The following is a 20,586-nucleotide window of genomic DNA, read 5'->3' on the forward strand; positions in this document are numbered from 1 at the left end:
CATGGCGGAACGGAAATTCACCGGAAAACACGCTTTGGCGGTGTTTGTGGGCGCCTTTGGCGTGATCATCGCCGTGAACCTTGTTCTGGCCTACAGCGCGGTCAAAACCTTTCCGGGGCTTGAGGTCAAGAATTCATACGTGGCCAGTCAGGAGTTCAACGAACGTTTGAAACAGCAACAAGCGCTGGGGTGGACCGTACGGGCTGAAACCAAGGGCGGGTTGCTGATCCTGCACATCACCGATGAAAGTGGTGCGCCGGTTCAGGTCAGCGAGTTGCAGGCTGTTGTGGGCCGCGCGACTCATGTCCGCGAGGATTTCGTGCCGGATTTCACCTTTGACGGAACGGCCTACGCCACGCCGGCCACGTTGGGCGAGGGCAACTGGAACATTCGTCTGGTGGCGCGGGACAGTGATGGCGCGGAATTTTCGCAGCGCGTTCCGCTGTATGTGAAGGGGTAAGCGATGACGGCGCAGCTTTCTTCCGGCACCGCAGCCTGCCCGGGCTGCCTTGCAGCCCCGGCGGAACCCGCCCGGTCGATTCCGGAGGATGTGCAGATAGCCCTGTCTTTGCCGGGTATTCACTGCTCGGCCTGTATTGCGACCGTCGAAAGGGAACTGAACGCGCATCCCGGTGTTGAAAATGCACGGGTGAACCTAACCCTGAAACGCGCGATGATCAAAGCAACGCCTGAAACACGTGCTGTCGATCTGATCCCAGTGCTTGAGAAAGCCGGTTTTGAAGCGCACGAGCTTGATCCGGGCGCCTTGTCGGCCACTCAGACGGACAAGGCAGGGCGTGACTTACTGATGCGCCTGGCGGTGGCCGGGTTTGCTTCCATGAACGTCATGCTGTTGTCGGTTTCGGTCTGGTCCGGGGCCACTGACGCCACGCGGGACATGTTCCACTGGATTTCTGCCGCGATTGCTCTGCCTGCCATCGCGTTTTCAGCCCAGCCCTTCTTTGCCAATGCGTGGAGCGCCTTGCGGGTGCGCCGCCTGAACATGGATGTGCCAATTGTGTTGGCGATCTTGTTGGCGCTGGTCACATCGCTTTGGGAAACCGCGTTGAGTGGCGAACATGCCTATTTCGATGCGGCCCTGACCCTGACCTTCTTCCTGCTGGCCGGTCGTTATCTGGATTACCGCACCCGTGCCGCAGCCCGATCCGCGGCCGAAGAACTGACCGCGCTTGAGGTGCCGCGCGCGATCCGTTTGGTGGATGGCGTAGAAAATGAAATTGCAGTTGCTGATCTGAAAGTAGGCGATTTGATCCTTGTGCGCCCCGGCGGTCGGATGCCAGTGGACGGTGAGATTGTGTCGGGCCAGTCCGAACTCGACCGCTCGCTACTGACCGGAGAAACGGTGCCTGTATTTGCCGAAATCGGCCAGTTGGTCAGTGCAGGTGAGGTCAACCTGACTGGTCCTTTGACATTGCGCGCAACTGCGGTGGGCGAGGATACGTCGCTGCACCGCATGGCGGATCTGGTGGCCATCGCTGAATCCGGTCGGTCGCGTTATACTTCTTTGGCCGACAAGGCGGCCAAGCTTTATGCGCCGGGCGTTCACATCCTATCAGCGCTCAGCTTTCTGGGCTGGTACATTTATTCCGGCGATATCCGCACGGCGTTGAATATCGCGGCGGCGGTTCTGATTATCACCTGCCCATGTGCTCTGGGTCTGGCCGTTCCAGCGGTGACAACGGCGGCGTCTGGCCGGTTGTTCCGCAAAGGTATGTTGATCAAACATGCAACCGCGTTGGAGCGTTTGTCCGAGGCTGACACGGTGGTGTTCGACAAAACAGGCACTCTGACATCCGGTTCGCCGGAACTGGTCAACTTAGGGGATCATTCCCGCGCGAAGGTCGAAGTTGCCCTGGCGCTGGCCGAGGCGTCGGCACACCCATTGTCTGTGGCTTTGGCGAAAGCCGCGCGTGAGGCCGGGATCAAGCCTGCCAACGTGCGGGGCGTCGTTGAGGTTCCGGGTTACGGCACCGAAGGTGAATACCGTGGTCAACGCGTGCGTTTGGGCCGGGCCGCTTGGGTCGGCGCAGAGCAGGGCAGTGAAACCTCAGCCTGGCTGGCTATTGGCGATCATGCGCCTTTGGCCTTCCGGTTCTCGGATGCGTTGCGCCCGGGTGCGGCCGAGGCGGTCGACGCGTTGCGTGCCGCTGGCAAGCATGTGGTCCTGATGTCCGGCGACTCGCAGGGGGCCGTGCGCGCGTTGGCTGAAAAACTGGGGATCACAGATTGGATTGCCGAAGCTTTGCCGCAGGACAAGGCGCATCGCATTCAGGACCTCAGCGATAAGGGTCACCATGTCCTGATGGTGGGCGACGGTCTAAATGACACGGCGGCCTTGGCGGCGGCGCATGTTTCGATCTCACCGGCGTCAGCGTTGGATGCCGCACGGGTGGCGTCGGACATTGTGTTGTTGGGCAATGACCTTTCCCCCATCGCGGATGCTTGCGACACGGCGGTCAAAGCGACAAAACGCATTCGCGAAAACTTCCGCATCGCGACTGTCTACAACGTGATAGCCGTTCCATTGGCAGTGATTGGGCTTGCAACTCCATTGATCGCGGCGCTTGCGATGTCGACCTCGTCCATCACCGTGTCGCTCAATGCCCTGCGGTTGAGGTGAACCGGATGGAAGTTCTTGCCTACCTGATCCCGATTTCACTGTTGCTGGGCGGCGTTGGCCTGGTGGCTTTTGTCTACACTGTCCGGTCGAACCAGTATGAAGATCCTGAGGGTGACGCGCGCCGGATCCTGAGCGATGAATGGGACGATAAACCCAAACCCTGACCGCTCAGGGCAGAGTTGATCCAACTGCCCTTGAAATTGCCGCAATGCCCGGTTATGTCCGGGCCATCCGCTAGCAGAGAGAACACGCCAAATGGCCACCACCAACCCGATTCAGTTCATTCAGCAAGTCCGTGCCGAAGTGTCCAAGGTCGTCTGGCCGACCCGGCGCGAGGTGCTGTTGACCACGGTTATGGTTTTCATCATGGCGGCGCTTACGGCGGTCTTCTTTGCTTTGGTCGATCTGGGTATCCGGGGTGGCCTTCAGCTGATTCTGGGCGCGTTCAGCTAAGCGTGGAAACGCGGCTGCCCCCTTGCACAGCGGGCAATGTCAGAGTAGTTGACGCAGGACTATTCGGAATGGGCGTGTGGCGATTCGGGCTGCGCGCCGCTTTTTATTCCGGATAACGTGACAAGATTTTAATGACGGGTGTATCCGGCAAATCCGATACCCCGAAGACAGACAAGGACGACAGGTTCATGGCGAAACGGTGGTACTCGGTCAGCGTTCTTTCGAATTTCGAAAAGAAGATCGCAGAACAGATCCGCACGTCGGTGGCTGAACAGGGCCTTGAAGACGACATCGACGAAGTACTGGTGCCCACCGAAGAGGTGATCGAAGTGCGCCGCGGCAAGAAGGTCACGACCGAACGCCGCTTTATGCCCGGCTACGTTCTGGTGCATATGGAAATGTCAGATCAGGGCTATCACCTGATCAACTCGATCAACCGCGTGACCGGTTTCTTGGGCCCGCAAGGCCGCCCGATGCCGATGCGTGACGCCGAGGTGAACCAGATCCTCAACCGCGTTCAGGAAGGTGAAGAAGCGCCCAAGCTGATGATCACCTTCGAGGTCGGCGAGAAGGTCAAAGTCAACGACGGACCGTTCGAGGATTTCGACGGCATGGTCGAAGGTGTGGACGACGAAAACCAGAAACTGAAGGTCTCGGTTTCGATCTTTGGTCGCGAAACCCCGGTCGAGCTGGACTTTACGCAGGTTACGAAGCAGGGCTAATCGCTCTTCGCTTATTTTCGACGCCGCGCTGCCACGGGCAGCGCGGCGTTTTTTTTTGACGATCGTTTATCAATCAACACCAAACAGCGATCCAGCCACACGGCCAGCCGTTTTTACGGCCGGCCCGGAATAAGCTCTTGTTCTTGAAGCACTGTCAGAATGTCGAGGATTGTCGAAGGGCTGACGTCCACTGAGCCTTCAAGGAGAACGCCAAGACCACCTTCTCCGATCTCGCGCGGGCCGCCTTTGTCGTAGGTTGGGTCAAGTGACGCAAGCTCTGCCGGCAGTTCCGGGCACAGCGGAGTGTCGTTCAGTGCAAGATCCACTGCAGCCAACATCAACTCCTTCACCGAGTCTAATGTGTCGTCTTCCAGCAGTTGCTCTCGCTGTTCTTCGGGGGCCGTAAGGGTAAGATCAATAAGCTTGAAATAGGCGCAGTTGTCCCGCACTTCGACAGTTGCTTCGGTGGATAGGCTTGCCAGTATCGCTCTTTTTTCTTCACCGCGTTCAAAGTTGCGTTCACCGGTGCGGCTGCATTCAAAAATCGTGATGGTCACGTCCCCATCCAGATCTATTACTTGGTCTTCGGCCTTAAAGCTCAAATCATCAAGTCTGACTTGCAGACCACAATTGTCGACGATCGCATTGTCAGCCAACCGCTCGGGCACAACCTTTTGAACTTCGCGCAGGTCGAGAAGGGCACCGACCCCGATCCGAGTGGGCGCAGCGGCGGTGAGGTTCAGATCAAGAGTATACGGCAGTTCGGTATCGCGAACCGGTAGTGTCGCGTCGATGACAAAGTTTACCTGCTGCGCGTCAGGGGCGCGAGGGCCCAGAACTGCTGCGATAAGGGCTGGAAGAATTAACCAAAGTCTCATTCAGCAAACTCCAACACACCAAGTTCTTTCAGCCCTGCAAGGACTTTCACTATCGTCTCGGCGCTTACATCGGCCGAACCGACAACAGCAGCGCCCAATCCTCCTGGCGCGATTTCGCGCGTTCCGCCGGATTCGTAATTCGGATCAAGTACAGAGAATTCTTCAGGTAATGGCGGACAAACCGGATTGGCCGCCAAAAACTCGCCGCCCTTTTCAAGGACAGCTTCATTTATTCGGTTGGTCAGCCCAAAAAGGTCGGTAACAGCTCCGATGAACCCACGCGGTCTGAGGTCAGCGCTTTCGATACTGAACGTAAGGCATTGGCCTTTAACCTCTGCCTTGGCGACAGCAGTTGCATCAACCGTGGCCCCGAAATACCGAAAGCCGGGTTCTTCATTTCGTTTGCACCGCGTAAACTGGGCGCGGGCTGAGCCTTCTACTTTAACGGTTTCACCTATTGCAGTGACATCTCGGATCTCGAGGTAAATCTGGCGTTTACAGCTTTCTTCCAAGGGGCCAGTCAGTATCTGAGGTGCCTTTTCCTGCAATCCACGCAAATCCATGAACGCTCGCAATCGCAGGCGGGTTGGGCTGGATTCCTCTAGACCGCCGTAGACGGTGAAGGGAACGGGAATATCGCGCAAAGGAACTTCCTTGGTCAGCTTGACTTGAAAGCGACCGGCATAGGTGGCGGGGTCAATTCCTGCCGTGTTGCGTGAAGCAGTGTTTTGGGGTGCTTCGGATTGGGCAGTTGTCTCGGACACTGCACCCTGATCCTGGGCGTTGCTGCCGCATCCGGGCACAATTGCGAAAAGAACACAAATCAGTAGCCCTTTGTTTAGTCGAGATGATGCCAACTCAGACCGCCCCTTCTATATCCAACCTGCCCTAAGATAACCGTCGGGGGTTCATAAGCAACTTATGTCTTTGAGAAATCTGTTTTACTTCTTACGCGGTTGTTGGTGTTCGGGAATGGTCAGGGCGCAAAACGGTTGTGTTGCGGTAATTCTGTAGTTGGTTTCCGACGTCTCGGGGCGACGCATACTGATCAGATGAGGATCAGATCAAACTGCGCATTAGTCAGATCAACAAGGTCCGCAAACATGCAAAAAACGCCGCGAAGCATCAGGCACCGCGACGTTGTTTGATGACGAATTACGTTTCATTCTTCTCGCTCTACTGCGCCTGAACCATAGCTGCGCGCAGCAGTTGTGGGCGGTCGGTCTGTGACGGTAGGAAAACAGCTTGCGATCCGGCATCCAGTGCCGAAAGGCTCGCATCGTACCACTGCATCGCCAGATCACGACGTTCTGGCACACCGAAGCCTTCGCGCAGGTGGTGGCCAATAAGCTCTCCGTAGGCGGGCTCACCCATTGCAACCAGCATCAGCGCAGACCCGACTGCGGTGTCCATATTGTCCTGACGGTAGCCGATCGCGAGGCAGACCTTGCTTGTTGCCGCAAGATCTTCGGGGCTAAGGCCGGAATCCAGCGCAAGCTTGCGCATCTGAGTTTCTGCATCAGTTTTTGAGTTTAGAGACAAGGCGACCACTTGCGGTGCCAACATATCGCCATACGAGTCGCACTGGGCCGTTACCTGATCCGGCGTCAGCCCTTGGATGTCCTGCATAAGCTCCTCGCCGCGGGCCATGGCATAGCTTCGGGCGAGGCAGAACTGCTCGCTGAGTGCAAAATCAGGATCAGACATGTTCGACAAAGTTGTATAACCGCCATTGGTCGATGTTTGAAGCATCACCCCGCTACAGCGATTGGCTAGCGATGGACCTCCGGTTCCTCCGGAAAACAGGCTTGGCAGACTGGCAGATTTTGTCTCCGCGGTCTCGGTCTCCTGAGGGGTCGCGACTGGCGTGGTCGGTGCCGGTGCCTGAGGGGCTGCAGCCACGGCTGATCCGCTATGGAGTTTTTGGCGATAAGCCATAAGCAGCGGTTGGCCCGAAAGTTGCATAGTGGCTTGTCCGCCGCTTGTCGCCCAGTAATAGGCTTGCATCAGGAAATCATATTGATAGGGCTGGAAGTCATGGCCATTTACAGGATAGCCCATTGAAGCCTGGTAGCGTTCGATCGCCGATCGGGTGCCACGGCCGACCTGACCATCGACACGCCCGGCATTGTAGCCAAAATAGTTGAGCGCTGTTTGGGTTTGCGCACCTTGCGTGGTCGACGGAATGCCCGGTCGGTATGTCCGGGTGGATGACCGCGCTTTCTTTTTCTGCTGGTCCTTGCCTATCGCATATCCCACGACCCCGCCGACAACGGCTCCGCCGAGGAAATCGCCAGCGTCTGCTTGTGCTGTCTGAGGCGCGGTCGCAGCGAAAGAGACCGCGATGACAAGTGTTGCTGCTAATCGGAAAATCATAATTAACCTCCACCAAAAATAACTATTTTCACTAAGTATAACACAGCTGGGATCCGCACGGGTGTCCAAGCCCACGACCGTCTGAAGCTTGGGTAGTTTGCCCGCTGGTTTGCAGGTTGTGCGGCAGTGCTTTTTTCACTGCAGTTAAAGGCATTAACACTTTATTGCATTGTTGGGTGCTTAACGCCTGGCATCTCATTGAGGCGATCGGAGCGGACTTGTATCGGACGCTCGGCAAAGCCCAAGCCTTGCTTTGGACGCGAGGGTATTGATTCTATGATTTCCAATTGGAATCCAGACCACTTGCCAAGCTTCACATTCCCCTGTACACGCCGCCTCTATCGTCTTCGGGCGAGATTCTCTCGTGGGAGGTTTCTGGGATCGCGATCCCCGACCGGACCACGCAACATAATCTGGGTGGGACGCGTCCTGCCTAAGTTGAAAGGAAAACCAAATGGCCAAGAAGCTTGCTGGTACAATGAAGCTGCAGGTTCCTGCAGGTCAGGCGAACCCGTCGCCGCCAGTTGGTCCGGCGCTGGGTCAGCGCGGCATCAACATCATGGAATTCTGCAAGGCGTTCAACGCCAAGACAGCAGACATGGAGCCCGGCGCTCCTTGCCCGACCGTGATCACCTACTATCAGGACAAGTCCTTCACCATGGACATCAAGACGCCGCCCGCGTCTTACTACCTGAAAAAAGCAGCTGGTCTGAAGCCGGTCGGCAAGCGTAACCGCCCCCGTGGCGCGGAAAACCCAGGTCGTGAGACCGTGGCTACCGTGACCAGCAAGCAGGTTCGCGAAATCGCCGAAGCCAAAATGAAAGATCTGAACGCCAACGACGTCGAAGGCGCAATGCAGATCATCCTGGGCTCGGCCCGCTCTATGGGCATCGAGGTGAAGTAAGATGGCAAAACTCGGTAAACGTACCCGCGCTGCGCGCGAAGCTGTCGCCGGCAAGGAAAACCTGTCGGTTGAAGAAGCTGTTGCTCTGGTCAAGGGCAACGCAACCTCGAAATTCGACGAGACCATCGAAATCGCGATGAACCTGGGCGTTGACACCCGTCACGCAGACCAGATGGTTCGCGGCGTTGTTGGCCTGCCGAACGGCACTGGTAAAGCGATGCGCGTTGCTGTTTTTGCTCGCGGCCCGAAGGCTGACGAAGCGAAAGAAGCTGGCGCAGATATCGTTGGCGCAGAGGACCTGATGGAAACCATTCAGGGCGGCACCATCGAATTTGATCGCTGCATTGCCACCCCGGACATGATGCCGATCGTTGGTCGTCTGGGTAAGGTTCTGGGGCCCCGTAACCTGATGCCGAACCCCAAAGTTGGCACCGTGACCATGGATGTGAAAGCAGCCGTGGAAGCAGCCAAGGGCGGTGAAGTTCAGTTCAAGGCGGAAAAAGGCGGTGTTGTGCACGCTGGCGTTGGCAAAGCGTCGTTTGACGAAGCCAAGCTGGTCGAAAACGTTCGCGCCTTTGTCTCGGCTGTTGCCAAGGCCAAGCCGTCGGGCGCCAAAGGCACCTACATGAAGAAAATCGCGCTGAGTTCGACCATGGGCCCAGGCGTGACGCTGGATGTTGCGGAAGCTTCGGGCGAATAAGCGCTTGGAAACGTAAGAATTGTGGACCCCGGTGGATTATTCCGCCGGGGTTTCTTTGTTTTGCAGGTCGTGCTTTCAAATTTGTGAAGAACAGTCTCTTTCAAATCGGTTCAATGATTTGATAGCGTCCCGCAGGTAAGCTTGCCGTGACAGTCTTGAGGCAGGGTCAATTGGCGCGCGTCAAACACTTGGTTGGAAGTTAATATGGTCGAACGAGTATTCTTTGCGCAGGACAACGAAAGTCTGGTCGTAACCTCAAGCAGTAACGGGTCGATTGTCGGAGACGGCATCATAAACAACTCTGACACACCGAATGGCACGGTTTTTGTGTACTCGTCGGGTATGGGCGCAACCATCACCCTGGATGACACGCTTGACGTTGATGTCTTCAACGATGATGACACGGCAAACCACACGATCATTGATGGCGGCGGCATTGTTGCAAACGGGCAGGGCGTTGAATCTGAATCCGTGATTACAGTGCGGGCTCTGGATGCAGGGGGAAGCCCAACCGGACCTGAGATCGACATATACGTATTCTCTCAAGGTGGCGTGACGCAGGATGTATGGGGATATGCATCTTCAGCCCCGTTGCAGGATGGTGTCTCTTACGTAAAGGTCGGCGGGTCCAACTTAGGGGCATCAGATTACGCCGATTATATCACCTGCTTTGGAGAAGGCACTTTGATCCGAACGGAGGCTGGCGATTTGCCAGTCGAAGATCTGCGGGTCGGCACTAAGGTCTGGACCCGCGATGCCGGGTTCCAAGAGGTTCTTTGGGTTGGCCATACCGAGGTGGCCGCCAAAGGTGCGTGTGCCCCGGTTGTGATCCAGGCTGGTGCGATTGGAAACTCCGGCACGTTGGTTGTGTCACAGCAACACCGGGTTTTGATTGATGTGCCCGCGGCGGAAATGCTGTTTGGTCAGGCCGAGGTTTTGGTCGCGGCCAAGCACCTGTGCGGCATGCCCGGTGTATCGATCCGCGAATCCGGGACAGTGAGATACACGCATTTCATGTTTGATCGTCATCACATCATGCAATCGAACGGCGCTCTGACCGAGAGCTTTTTCCTGACCAAAAATTCGGTCAGCACGCTGTCATCCTCGCAACGCAGTGAAATCCTGTCTCTGTTCCCGGCGCTGCAGAACGCGGATGCAGGGTTTGATCGCACTGCGGCCATGACCATCGGGTCAGGCGCGGCGTCAGTGTTGCGTGCTTACATATAATCCCTGCATCGGTTGGGTCAGATGCGAGGGCGCTTGAAATCGGGGCGAACCCTCAATTTACCCCTTGGAAACCCCGCCCTTCTGCCCTAAGTAGACCTGCGGAATAAAGCGTGCGATTCGTCGTGCGCTTTCTTTCGTTTCGTCCAAGACGGTGGGTGGGTCCATTTGGTCCCTTAATTCCCTGCCTGAGACGGGTAAGACCAAAGAATTCTGAGGGTCCCACCCTCGGGCGCATTTTGGCCAATCCCGTAACAACGGACCTGAACGCCGGAGCGAAGGCTGCGGCAAATATGAGCCGGGGTGAGGTATCGCCCCTAACTTGGAGAGAACTGTGGATAGAGCCCAGAAAGAGAAAGTGGTCGAGGAACTCGGCCAAATCTTCGAAAGCTCTGGCGTCGTAGTGGTTGCTCACTACGCCGGTCTGACAGTTGCCGAGATGCAGGACCTTCGCGCACGTGCTCGTGACGCGGGTGGCTCTGTGCGTGTTGCCAAGAACAGGCTCGCCAAAATCGCCCTTGAGGGTAAGCCGTGTGAAAGCATGGCCGACCTGCTGACAGGGATGACCGTTCTGACCTATTCCGAGGACCCCGTGGCAGCAGCCAAGGTGGCCGAGGACTTCGCCAAGGATAACAAGAATTTTGAGATCCTCGGCGGTGCAATGGGTGAGAACGCTCTGGACCGCAAAGGCGTCGAAACAGTTTCGAAAATGCCGTCTCGCGAGGAGCTTATTGCTTCGATCGTGGGCTGCATTGGCGCACCTGCTTCGAACATCGCCGGCGCGATTGGCGCACCTGCAAGCAACATCGCAAGCATCCTTTCCACCATCGAAGAGAAGGCGGAAGCTGCGTAAGCGGTTGGCACTGAATGATCTGCGTAGGGTGAATACCCTGACGTTGGAACACACACTGTAAACGGAAAGAGCTGATAAAATGGCTGATCTGAAAGCACTCGCAGAAAGCATCGTGGGTCTGACCCTGCTGGAAGCACAAGAACTGAAAACCATCCTCAAAGACGAATATGGCATCGAGCCCGCAGCAGGCGGCGCAGTTGTCATGGCAGCAGGCGGCGACGCCGGCGGCGCAGCTGAGGAAGAAAAAACCGAATTCGACGTCGTTCTGAAGAACGCCGGCGCATCGAAAATCAACGTCATCAAAGAAGTTCGCGGCATCACCGGCCTGGGCCTGAAAGAAGCCAAGGAACTGGTCGAAGCCGGCGGCAAGATCAAAGAAGGCGTGGACAAAGCAGAAGCAGAAGACGTCAAAGCCAAGCTGGAAGCAGCTGGCGCCGAAGTCGAGCTGGCCTAAGCTTAGTCTCAGGTGCGTCGCTGATGCGCCGAAAAATTTGGCTGGGTCCGGAGAAATCCGGGTCCAGCCGAACCTGTCTTAGAAAGGGCCTCAACGCATGGGGTGTTTTCTAAGACACGGTTTTCGGATCGGGAGGCCGCCTTCGGGACGGTGGCCATGAATTGATCCGGACGTGTTGTCTCGATTGTGCAAGATGCCGGGGCCCGACGGTGTCTTTGCCCGCTGAGAACATCGAAAGGTGACATCTGACATGGCTCAAACGTTCCTTGGCCAGAAACGTCTTCGTAAATACTACGGCAAAATCCGCGAAGTGCTGGAGATGCCGAACCTTATTGAGGTACAGAAATCTTCTTATGATCTTTTCCTACGCTCCGGCGATGCAGAGCAGCCAACAGACGGCGAAGGCATCAAAGGTGTGTTCCAGTCGGTTTTCCCGATCAAGGATTTCAACGAAACCTCCGTTCTGGAGTTCGTGAAATACGATCTGGAAAAACCCAAATACGACGTCGAAGAATGTATGCAGCGTGACATGACTTACAGCGCGCCGCTGAAGGTCACTCTGCGTCTGATCGTGTTTGATGTCGACGAAGACACCGGCGCGAAGTCGGTAAAAGACATCAAGGAACAGGATGTCTTCATGGGCGACATGCCTTTGATGACGCCGAACGGCACCTTTGTCGTGAACGGGACCGAGCGTGTGATCGTATCCCAGATGCACCGCTCGCCCGGTGTGTTCTTTGACCACGACAAGGGCAAGACCCATTCCTCGGGCAAGTTGCTGTTTGCCTGCCGCATCATCCCGTATCGCGGCAGCTGGCTGGACTTTGAATTCGACGCCAAGGACATCGTGTTCGCCCGTATCGACCGCCGCCGCAAACTGCCTGTGACAACCCTGCTTTATGCACTGGGTTTGGATCAGGAAGCGATCATGGACGCGTATTACAACACCGTGTCCTACAAGCTGGACAAGAAGAAAGGGTGGATCACGCCGTTCTTCCCCGAGCGTGTGCGTGGGACCCGTCCGACCTATGATCTGGTTGACGCCAAATCCGGTGAAGTGATTGCCGAAGCAGGTAAGAAAGTCACTCCGCGCGCGGTCAAAAAACTGATCGACGAAGGCACCGTAACCGACCTTCTGGTTCCGTTCGATCACATCGTTGGCAAATTTGTCGCGAAGGACATCATCAACGAAGAAAACGGCGCGATCTATGTCGAAGCCGGTGATGAACTGACCCTGGAATACGACAAAGACGGTGACCTGATTGGCGGTACTGCCAAAGAACTGATCGATGCGGGCATCACCGACATCCCGGTTCTGGATATCGACAACGTCAATGTTGGTCCGTACATGCGCAATACCATGGCTCAGGACAAGAACATGAGCCGCGAAACCGCGCTGATGGATATCTACCGCGTCATGCGTCCGGGCGAACCGCCCACCGTTGAAGCTGCGTCGGCCCTGTTCGACACCCTGTTCTTCGACAGCGAGCGTTATGACCTGTCCGCCGTTGGCCGCGTGAAGATGAACATGCGTTTGGCACTGGATGCGCCGGACACCCTGCGCACCCTACGCCGTGAAGATATCGTGGCCTGCATCAAGGCGCTGGTTGAACTGCGTGACGGCAAAGGCGACGTGGACGATATTGACCACCTCGGCAACCGTCGTGTGCGTTCGGTTGGCGAACTGATGGAAAACCAGTACCGCGTTGGCCTGCTGCGTATGGAGCGCGCGATCAAAGAGCGTATGTCGTCGGTTGAAATCGACACTGTCATGCCTCAGGACCTGATCAACGCGAAACCTGCTGCGGCTGCTGTCCGCGAATTCTTCGGCTCGTCGCAGCTGTCGCAGTTCATGGACCAGACCAACCCGCTGTCGGAAGTTACGCACAAACGCCGTCTCTCGGCGCTTGGGCCCGGTGGTCTGACGCGTGAGCGTGCGGGCTTTGAGGTGCGCGACGTGCACCCGACCCACTATGGCCGGATGTGCCCGATTGAAACGCCGGAAGGTCCGAACATCGGTCTGATCAACTCGCTGGCCACCTTTGCTCGCGTGAACAAATATGGCTTCATCGAAACACCGTATCGCGTTGTCAAAGACGCCGAGGTGACCGATGAGGTTCACTACATGTCCGCGACCGAGGAGATGCGTCACACCGTGGCGCAGGCGAACGCGACGCTGGATGCCGATGGCAAGTTCATCAACGATCTGGTGTCGACCCGCCAGGCCGGTGACTACACCCTTGCCCCGCGCGAGAATGTAGACCTGATCGACGTGTCGCCGAAACAGCTGGTCTCGGTCGCTGCATCGCTGATCCCGTTCCTTGAAAATGACGACGCCAACCGCGCTCTGATGGGCTCGAACATGCAACGTCAGGCGGTTCCGCTGCTGCGGGCCGAAGCACCGCTGGTCGGTACCGGTATCGAGGAAAAGGTTGCGATCGACTCGGGTGCTGCGATTCAGGCGAAACGCGCCGGTATCATCGACCAGGTCGATGCCCAGCGTATCGTTATCCGCGCCACCGAAGATCTGGAACTGGGTGACGCTGGCGTTGACATTTACCGTCTGCGCAAGTTCCAGCGTTCGAACCAGAACACCTGCATCAACCAGCGTCCGCTGATCAAGGTGGGTGACACCGTCCAGAAGGGCGAGGTCATTGCCGACGGTCCGTCGACCGACATGGGTGAACTGGCGCTTGGTAAGAACGTGGTCGTCGCGTTCATGCCTTGGAACGGTTACAACTACGAAGACTCGATCCTGATCAGCGAACGTATCGCGCGTGATGACGTCTTTACCTCGGTCCATATCGAGGAATTCGAAGTCGCCGCCCGTGACACTAAGCTGGGTCCGGAAGAGATCACCCGCGACATCCCGAACGTCGGTGAAGAAGCGCTGCGCAACCTCGACGAGGCGGGCATCGTTTACATCGGCGCGGATGTTGAGCCGGGCGATATTCTGGTCGGCAAGATCACTCCGAAGGGCGAAAGCCCGATGACCCCGGAAGAAAAGCTGCTGCGCGCCATCTTCGGTGAAAAAGCATCTGACGTGCGCGACACCTCGCTGCGCGTGAAGCCGGGCGATTACGGTACAGTCGTCGAAGTCCGTGTCTTCAACCGTCACGGCGTCGAAAAAGACGAGCGTGCGCTGCAGATCGAGCGTGAGGAAGTCGAACGTCTGGCCCGTGACCGGGACGACGAGTTGGCGATCCTGGACCGCAACATCTATGCGCGTCTGCAGGGCTTGATCCTAGGTAAAACCGCTGTCAAAGGGCCGAAAGGCGTCAAGGCAGGGTCGGTGATCACCGAGGAGCTGCTGGAAACTCTGACTCGTGGTCAGTGGTGGCAGCTGGCGCTGGAAGGCGAGCAGGACGCGCAGATCGTCGAAGCTCTGAACGAGCAGTACGAAGTGCAAAAGCGTGCTTTGGACGCCCGTTTCGAAGACAAGGTCGAAAAAGTCCGTCGTGGCGACGACCTGCCGCCGGGTGTGATGAAGATGGTCAAAGTCTTCATCGCCGTGAAGCGTAAGCTGCAGCCAGGCGACAAGATGGCCGGTCGTCACGGGAACAAAGGTGTGATCTCCAAGGTTGTTCCGATGGAAGACATGCCGTTCCTGGCCGATGGTACCCCGGTTGACTTCTGTCTTAACCCACTTGGCGTACCTTCGCGTATGAACGTTGGTCAGATCCTTGAAACCCACATGGGTTGGGCTGCACGCGGCCTGGGTCTGAACATTGATGAGGCTCTGGGTGAATATCGCCGCTCCGGCGATCTGACCCCGGTGCGCGAAGCGATGAAGCTGGCCTATGGCGAAGATGTCTACGAAGAAGGCATCACCGGTCTGGACGAGGATGGCCTGATCGAGGCAGCGGGCAACGTGACCCGCGGTGTTCCGATCGCAACCCCGGTCTTCGACGGCGCCAAAGAGGCTGACGTCAACGATGCGCTGGTGCGTGCGGGCTTCTCGGAAAGCGGTCAGTCGGTTCTGTTCGACGGTCGTACCGGTGAGCAATTCGCGCGTCCGGTCACCGTGGGCATCAAGTACCTGCTGAAACTGCACCACCTTGTGGACGACAAAATCCACGCGCGTTCGACCGGGCCGTACAGCCTGGTGACCCAGCAGCCGCTGGGTGGTAAGGCGCAGTTCGGTGGTCAGCGCTTTGGTGAGATGGAAGTCTGGGCTCTGGAAGCTTACGGCGCCGCCTACACCCTGCAGGAGATGCTCACCGTGAAATCGGATGACGTCGCCGGCCGGACCAAGGTCTATGAGTCGATCGTCAAGGGCGAGGATAACTTTGAAGCGGGCGTACCGGAATCGTTCAACGTTCTGGTGAAAGAAGTCCGTGGCCTCGGCCTGAATATGGAACTCCTGGATGCGGAGGTTGAGGAGTAAGGGCGCTGCCCTTTCTCCCGTCCCCCCTTCCGCAAGATTTGAGGTAACAAATGAACCAGGAAATCACCAACAACCCGTTCAACCCGCTGACGCCCCCGAAGGTCTTTGACGAGATCAAGGTCTCGCTGGCGTCGCCCGAGCGGATCCTGTCTTGGTCCTATGGCGAGATCAAGAAACCCGAAACCATCAACTACCGGACGTTCAAGCCTGAACGTGACGGCCTGTTCTGCGCGCGTATCTTTGGCCCGATCAAAGACTACGAATGTCTGTGCGGCAAATATAAGCGGATGAAGTATCGCGGCGTTGTCTGCGAAAAATGCGGTGTGGAAGTCACCCTGCAGAAAGTCCGCCGCGAGCGTATGGGCCACATCGAACTGGCCGCGCCCGTCGCACATATCTGGTTCCTGAAATCGCTGCCGTCCCGCATCGGTCTGATGCTGGACATGACGCTGCGCGATCTGGAACGCGTTCTGTACTTTGAGAACTATGTCGTCATCGAGCCTGGTCTGACTGACCTGACCTACGGCCAGATGCTGACCGAAGAAGAGTACATGGATGCGCAGGATGCCTATGGCATGGACGCGTTCACCGCGAATATCGGTGCCGAAGCCATCCGCGAGATGCTGGCCCAGATCGATCTGGAAGCCGAAGCCGAGCAGCTACGCGCCGATCTGGCCGAAGCCACCGGCGAGCTGAAGCCCAAGAAGATCATCAAGCGTCTGAAGGTTGTTGAATCCTTCCTCGAGTCGGGCAACCGGCCCGAATGGATGGTTATGACTGTGATCCCGGTCATTCCGCCGGAATTGCGTCCGCTGGTTCCGCTGGATGGTGGCCGTTTCGCGACTTCGGACCTGAACGATCTGTATCGCCGCGTCATCAACCGGAACAACCGTCTGAAGCGTCTGATCGAACTGCGCGCGCCTGACATCATCGTCCGCAACGAAAAGCGGATGCTGCAGGAATCCGTGGATGCTCTGTTCGACAACGGCCGTCGTGGCCGCGTGATCACTGGCGCCAACAAGCGCCCGCTGAAATCGCTGTCGGACATGCTGAAAGGCAAGCAGGGCCGCTTCCGTCAGAACCTTCTGGGTAAGCGCGTCGACTTCTCGGGCCGTTCGGTCATTGTGACCGGTCCGGAGCTTAAGCTGCACCAGTGTGGTCTGCCCAAGAAGATGGCGCTGGAACTGTTCAAGCCGTTCATCTACTCGCGCCTTGAAGCCAAGGGTCTGTCTTCGACCGTGAAACAGGCGAAGAAACTGGTCGAGAAAGAGCGTCCCGAAGTGTGGGATATTCTCGACGAGGTGATCCGCGAACACCCTGTCATGCTGAACCGTGCGCCGACGCTGCACCGTCTTGGCATTCAGGCGTTCGAGCCGGTCCTGATCGAAGGTAAAGCGATCCAGCTGCACCCGCTGGTCTGTTCGGCCTTTAACGCCGACTTCGACGGTGACCAGATGGCCGTTCACGTGCCGCTGAGCCTTGAGGCGCAGCTGGAAGCCCGTGTTCTGATGATGTCGACGAACAACGTTCTGTCGCCTGCAAACGGCGCACCGATCATCGTTCCATCGCAGGATATGATCCTGGGTCTCTACTATGTGACCCTGGAGCGCGAAGGCATGCCGGGCGAAGGCAAGGTCTTTGGTTCGATCGAAGAAGTTCAGCATGCGCTGGACGCGGGTGAGGTGCATCTGCACTCAAAAATCACCGCGCGGATCACGCAGATCGACGACGAAGGCAACGAAGTTCAAAAGCGCTATGAAACCACTCCGGGCCGTCTGCGTCTGGGTGCTCTGCTGCCGATGAACAACAAAGCGCCGTTCGAACTGGTCAACCGCCTGCTGCGGAAGAAAGAAGTGCAGCAGGTGATCGACACCGTCTACCGTTACTGCGGTCAGAAAGAGTCGGTTATCTTCTGTGACCAGATCATGTCGATGGGCTTCAAAGAAGCGTTCAAGGCGGGCATCTCGTTCGGTAAGGACGACATGGTCATCCCAGGCGACAAGTGGGGCATCGTTGATGACACCCGCGGTCAGGTGAAGGATTTCGAACAGCAGTACATGGATGGCCTGATCACTCAGGGCGAAAAGTACAACAAGGTTGTCGATGCCTGGTCGAAGTGTAACGATCGCGTCACCGACGCGATGATGAGCACGATCTCGTCATCGGATCGGGCAGAGGACGGGTCCGAGCAGGAACCGAACTCGGTCTACATGATGGCCCACTCGGGTGCGCGTGGCTCGGTCACTCAGATGAAACAGCTGGGCGGTATGCGCGGCCTGATGGCCAAGCCGAACGGTGACATCATCGAGACGCCGATCATCTCGAACTTTAAAGAAGGCCTGACCGTTCTCGAGTACTTCAACTCGACCCACGGTGCCCGTAAGGGTCTGTCGGATACCGCTCTGAAGACAGCGAACTCGGGTTACCTGACCCGTCGTCTGGTGGACGTGGCGCAAGACTGTATCGTTCGTGAGATCGATTGTGGCACCGAGCGTGCGATCACAGCCGAAGCCGCTGTGAACGACGGTGAGGTTGTCGCCTCGCTGGCCGAACGTGTGCTGGGCCGTGTCGCTGCTGACGATGTTCTGCGTCCGGGCACCGATGAGGTGATCGTGGCTGCAGGTCAGCTGATCGACGAACGTATGGCCGACACCATCGACGAAGCCGGTGTTGCCTCAATGCGCATCCGCTCACCTCTGACTTGTGAGTCCGAGGAAGGCGTCTGTGCAACCTGCTACGGTCGTGACTTGGCCCGCGGTACCATGGTGAACACAGGTGAAGCTGTCGGCATCATCGCCGCTCAGTCGATCGGTGAACCCGGTACGCAGCTGACCATGCGGACTTTCCACATCGGTGGTGTTGCGCAAGGTGGTCAGCAGTCGTTCCAGGAAGCCAACCAAGAAGGTGTTGTCGCGTTCGAGAACCCGCAGATCCTGGTCAATGCCGCAGGCGAAAGCCTGGTCATGGGCCGGAACATGAAGCTGGTGATCAACGACGAGCATGGCGAAGAGCGTGCCAGCTTCAAGTTGGGCTACGGCTCCAAGCTGTTCGTCAAAGACGGCACCAAAGTGGCCCGTGGCGACAAGCTGTTCGAATGGGATCCCTACACCCTGCCGATCATCGCCGAGAAAGCCGGTACCGCGAAATACGTTGACCTTGTTTCGGGCCTTGCTGTCCGCGACGAGACTGACGAAGCAACCGGCATGACCCAGAAGATCGTGATCGACTGGCGCGCGGCCCCCAAAGGCAGCGACCTCAAGCCCGAGATCATTCTGGTCGGTGAAGATGGCGAGCCGGTCCGCAACGACGCGGGCAACCCGGTTCACTATCCGATGTCGGTGGATGCGATCCTGTCGGTCGAAGATGGCCAGCAAATCGAAGCCGGTGACGTTGTCGCGCGTATCCCGCGTGAAGGTGCCAAGACCAAGGACATCACCGGTGGTTTGCCGCGTGTGGCCGAACTGTTCGAAGCCCGTCGTCCGAAAGATCACGCGATCATCGCAGAAGCCGATGGTTACGTGCGCTTTGGCCGCGACTACAAGAACAAGCGCCGTATCAGCATCGAACCGGCGGACGAGTCCATGGAGACCATCGAGTACATGGTACCCAAGGGCAAGCACATCCCGGTCGCCGAAGGGGACTTCATCCAGAAGGGTGAATACCTGATGGACGGTAACCCGGCTCCGCATGACATCCTGTCCATCATGGGTGTCGAAGCGCTGGCGGATTACATGATCGACGAGGTGCAGGACGTGTATCGTCTGCAGGGCGTGAAGATCAACGACAAGCACATCGAGGTCATCGTGCGCCAGATGCTGCAGAAGTGGGAGATCCTGGATTCAGGCGACACCACCCTGCTAAAAGGCGAGCATGTCGACAAGCAGGAGTTCGACGCGGCCAACGAGAAGACCCTCTCGCGCGGTGGTCGTCCGGCACAGGGCGAACCGATCCTGTTGGGGATCACCAAAGCCTCGCTGCAGACGCGTTCGTTCATCTCGGCGGCGTCGTTCCAGGAAACCACCCGTGTGCTGACCGAAGCTTCGGTTCAGGGCAAGAAGGACAAGCTGGTTGGCCTGAAAGAGAACGTCATCGTTGGTCGTCTGATCCCCGCCGGTACCGGTGGGGCCACTCAGGCCGTCCGCCACATCGCGCAGTCGCGTGACAACGTGGTCATCGAAGCCCGCCGGGAAGAGGCCGAAGCCGCCGCTGCTCTGGCCGCGCCGACTTTCGACGACGACATGGTTGGTGATGAGCTGGACGTTCTGGTGGAAACCCCGGAAAGCCGCGAGTAAGCTCACAGTATAAATTTGAAAAAGGCCCTGCAAAACGCGGGGCCTTTTTTCTTGGATAAGTGTCAACGTTGGCCCACGGCAATTGAAAGCAATTGCTAAGGCATTAGCGGTATATCTGTAGGCTCTGGCGCGGCCCCTGCGGCGGTGAGCATGGCATGTATTTGCCCCCGGTGATGGGCTTGGTGATTAAAGAACTGAACAACACAGACGGCCTTAGGCATTTCGATTTTGGATAAGCTGCCAGGTGGGTACCACCTGACAAAACCATTGAGATATTCACAGGTTGTGCCAGAAGCCCATCCTTGGATTTCCGTATCGCGCTGCGTGCGTAAGTCTTTGAATTCAGACCAATCTGAAGGGCTGGTCAGTGAATGGGTGATTGTTTCCTGTGGGCGTTCGTTTCCTTTGATGCGCTCAAGCATAAGGGCATCGGCCCAATAGAGGTGGTTCATAGTTGCAGCGATGGATTTGAAGAACGCGCCTCGATCCTTCCAGCGCTGAGCTTCGGTCAAGCCGTCCGATGCAGTGATGAGCGAGATATTTTGCCATCTATTGTAGCGCGCCATAAGTCGGCAATAAGCGGCTGAAATCATCTTTCATGGCCTCAGAGTTATTGTGGAAGTATTGGGAAAATTGAGCGCTTTACATTGGAACAAGGCAAATTGCGCTGGGGCCCGCACACGCTATCACGTCGTTGGGTGA

General features: G+C 57.3%; 16 protein-coding genes. 12 read left to right on the plus strand and 4 right to left on the minus strand.

Annotated features, from left to right (window positions below):
• Position 1: 1 nt before the first annotated feature.
• The 5 genes from I9187_RS02560 (at position 2) to nusG (ending at position 3,816) form a co-directional block, all read left to right on the plus strand.
• Complete coding sequence (locus tag I9187_RS02560) at positions 2 to 460, plus strand: FixH family protein (RefSeq protein ID WP_171180105.1); 459 nt, start codon at positions 2 to 4, stop codon at positions 458 to 460.
• A 3-nt stretch (positions 461 to 463) separates the two neighbouring features.
• A complete protein-coding gene (locus I9187_RS02565; RefSeq protein ID WP_171180103.1) occupies positions 464 to 2,641 on the plus strand; it encodes a heavy metal translocating P-type ATPase in 2,178 nt (725 codons plus the stop codon).
• Between the two features lie 5 nt (positions 2,642 to 2,646).
• Entirely contained in the window at positions 2,647 to 2,805 is a 159-nt protein-coding gene (gene ccoS, locus I9187_RS02570) for a cbb3-type cytochrome oxidase assembly protein CcoS (RefSeq protein ID WP_170596844.1), read from the plus strand.
• A gap of 91 nt (positions 2,806 to 2,896) precedes the next feature.
• Positions 2,897 to 3,094, plus strand: coding sequence for a preprotein translocase subunit SecE (secE, locus tag I9187_RS02575; protein WP_050605011.1), 198 nt, complete (start codon positions 2,897 to 2,899; stop codon positions 3,092 to 3,094).
• Between the two features lie 188 nt (positions 3,095 to 3,282).
• Positions 3,283 to 3,816: a transcription termination/antitermination protein NusG gene (gene nusG, locus I9187_RS02580; RefSeq protein WP_170427716.1), complete on the plus strand. Its 534-nt coding sequence runs from the start codon at positions 3,283 to 3,285 to the stop codon at positions 3,814 to 3,816.
• Positions 3,817 to 3,929: 113 nt separating this feature from the next.
• On the opposite strand, the gene I9187_RS02585 is transcribed toward nusG, so the two are convergent.
• The 3 genes from I9187_RS02585 to I9187_RS02595 all read right to left on the minus strand — a co-directional run bounded on the left by I9187_RS02585 (position 3,930) and on the right by I9187_RS02595 (position 7,070).
• A complete protein-coding gene (locus tag I9187_RS02585; protein WP_209509674.1) occupies positions 3,930 to 4,694 on the minus strand; it encodes a hypothetical protein in 765 nt (254 codons plus the stop codon).
• The gene (locus tag I9187_RS02590; protein ID WP_171180099.1) at positions 4,691 to 5,458 is read right to left on the minus strand and encodes a hypothetical protein; all 768 of its coding nucleotides are present in this window, start codon (positions 5,456 to 5,458) and stop codon (positions 4,691 to 4,693) included. Before I9187_RS02590 ends, I9187_RS02585 begins: the two co-directional genes overlap by 4 nt.
• 412 nt (positions 5,459 to 5,870) lie before the next feature.
• Positions 5,871 to 7,070, minus strand: coding sequence for a peptidoglycan-binding domain-containing protein (locus tag I9187_RS02595; RefSeq protein ID WP_171180096.1), 1,200 nt, complete (start codon positions 7,068 to 7,070; stop codon positions 5,871 to 5,873).
• Positions 7,071 to 7,524: 454 nt separating this feature from the next.
• Here I9187_RS02595 and rplK point away from each other — a divergent pair, with 454 nt between their 5' ends.
• The 7 genes from rplK (at position 7,525) to rpoC (ending at position 19,884) form a co-directional block, all read left to right on the plus strand.
• On the plus strand, positions 7,525 to 7,974 hold the full coding sequence (gene rplK / locus I9187_RS02600) for a 50S ribosomal protein L11 (RefSeq protein ID WP_010440985.1): 450 nt from the start codon (positions 7,525 to 7,527) through the stop codon (positions 7,972 to 7,974).
• A 1-nt stretch (position 7,975) separates the two neighbouring features.
• The gene (rplA, locus tag I9187_RS02605; RefSeq protein ID WP_171180094.1) at positions 7,976 to 8,674 is read left to right on the plus strand and encodes a 50S ribosomal protein L1; all 699 of its coding nucleotides are present in this window, start codon (positions 7,976 to 7,978) and stop codon (positions 8,672 to 8,674) included.
• 204 nt (positions 8,675 to 8,878) lie between these two features.
• Positions 8,879 to 9,901 carry a Hint domain-containing protein gene (locus tag I9187_RS02610; protein ID WP_171180092.1) on the plus strand — a complete coding sequence of 341 codons (1,023 nt, stop codon included), beginning with the start codon at positions 8,879 to 8,881 and terminating at the stop codon, positions 9,899 to 9,901.
• Between the two features lie 331 nt (positions 9,902 to 10,232).
• Entirely contained in the window at positions 10,233 to 10,751 is a 519-nt protein-coding gene (gene rplJ, locus I9187_RS02615; RefSeq protein WP_170387618.1) for a 50S ribosomal protein L10, read from the plus strand.
• A 79-nt stretch (positions 10,752 to 10,830) separates the two neighbouring features.
• A complete protein-coding gene (gene rplL / locus I9187_RS02620; RefSeq protein WP_008204003.1) occupies positions 10,831 to 11,205 on the plus strand; it encodes a 50S ribosomal protein L7/L12 in 375 nt (124 codons plus the stop codon).
• Positions 11,206 to 11,455: 250 nt separating this feature from the next.
• Positions 11,456 to 15,592: a DNA-directed RNA polymerase subunit beta gene (rpoB, locus tag I9187_RS02625; RefSeq protein WP_171180091.1), complete on the plus strand. Its 4,137-nt coding sequence runs from the start codon at positions 11,456 to 11,458 to the stop codon at positions 15,590 to 15,592.
• A 50-nt stretch (positions 15,593 to 15,642) separates the two neighbouring features.
• A complete protein-coding gene (rpoC, locus tag I9187_RS02630) occupies positions 15,643 to 19,884 on the plus strand; it encodes a DNA-directed RNA polymerase subunit beta' (protein WP_171180089.1) in 4,242 nt (1,413 codons plus the stop codon).
• 95 nt (positions 19,885 to 19,979) lie between these two features.
• On the opposite strand, the gene I9187_RS02635 is transcribed toward rpoC, so the two are convergent.
• Complete coding sequence (locus I9187_RS02635) at positions 19,980 to 20,477, minus strand: DinB family protein (protein WP_171727852.1); 498 nt, start codon at positions 20,475 to 20,477, stop codon at positions 19,980 to 19,982.
• Between the last annotated feature and the right edge of the window lie 109 nt (positions 20,478 to 20,586).

It is taken from the genome of Ruegeria sp. HKCCE4148, from assembly GCF_017872495.1.
GTDB lineage: Bacteria > Pseudomonadota > Alphaproteobacteria > Rhodobacterales > Rhodobacteraceae > Ruegeria.

What these genes read in the sequence shown, in the direction of transcription:
- rpoC (WP_171180089.1), top strand. Translation starts at nt 15,643, where the DNA reads ATGAACCAGGAAATCACCAACAACCCGTTCAACCCGCTGACGCCCCCG.
- I9187_RS02585 (WP_209509674.1), bottom strand. Translation starts at nt 4,694, where the DNA reads ATGAGACTTTGGTTAATTCTTCCAGCCCTTATCGCAGCAGTTCTGGGC.
- I9187_RS02610 (WP_171180092.1), top strand. Translation starts at nt 8,879, where the DNA reads ATGGTCGAACGAGTATTCTTTGCGCAGGACAACGAAAGTCTGGTCGTA.
- I9187_RS02565 (WP_171180103.1), top strand. Translation starts at nt 464, where the DNA reads ATGACGGCGCAGCTTTCTTCCGGCACCGCAGCCTGCCCGGGCTGCCTT.
- I9187_RS02560 (WP_171180105.1), top strand. Translation starts at nt 2, where the DNA reads ATGGCGGAACGGAAATTCACCGGAAAACACGCTTTGGCGGTGTTTGTG.
- ccoS (WP_170596844.1), top strand. Translation starts at nt 2,647, where the DNA reads ATGGAAGTTCTTGCCTACCTGATCCCGATTTCACTGTTGCTGGGCGGC.
- secE (WP_050605011.1), top strand. Translation starts at nt 2,897, where the DNA reads ATGGCCACCACCAACCCGATTCAGTTCATTCAGCAAGTCCGTGCCGAA.
- rplA (WP_171180094.1), top strand. Translation starts at nt 7,976, where the DNA reads ATGGCAAAACTCGGTAAACGTACCCGCGCTGCGCGCGAAGCTGTCGCC.
- rpoB (WP_171180091.1), top strand. Translation starts at nt 11,456, where the DNA reads ATGGCTCAAACGTTCCTTGGCCAGAAACGTCTTCGTAAATACTACGGC.
- I9187_RS02595 (WP_171180096.1), bottom strand. Translation starts at nt 7,070, where the DNA reads ATGATTTTCCGATTAGCAGCAACACTTGTCATCGCGGTCTCTTTCGCT.
- I9187_RS02635 (WP_171727852.1), bottom strand. Translation starts at nt 20,477, where the DNA reads ATGATTTCAGCCGCTTATTGCCGACTTATGGCGCGCTACAATAGATGG.
- rplK (WP_010440985.1), top strand. Translation starts at nt 7,525, where the DNA reads ATGGCCAAGAAGCTTGCTGGTACAATGAAGCTGCAGGTTCCTGCAGGT.
- rplL (WP_008204003.1), top strand. Translation starts at nt 10,831, where the DNA reads ATGGCTGATCTGAAAGCACTCGCAGAAAGCATCGTGGGTCTGACCCTG.
- nusG (WP_170427716.1), top strand. Translation starts at nt 3,283, where the DNA reads ATGGCGAAACGGTGGTACTCGGTCAGCGTTCTTTCGAATTTCGAAAAG.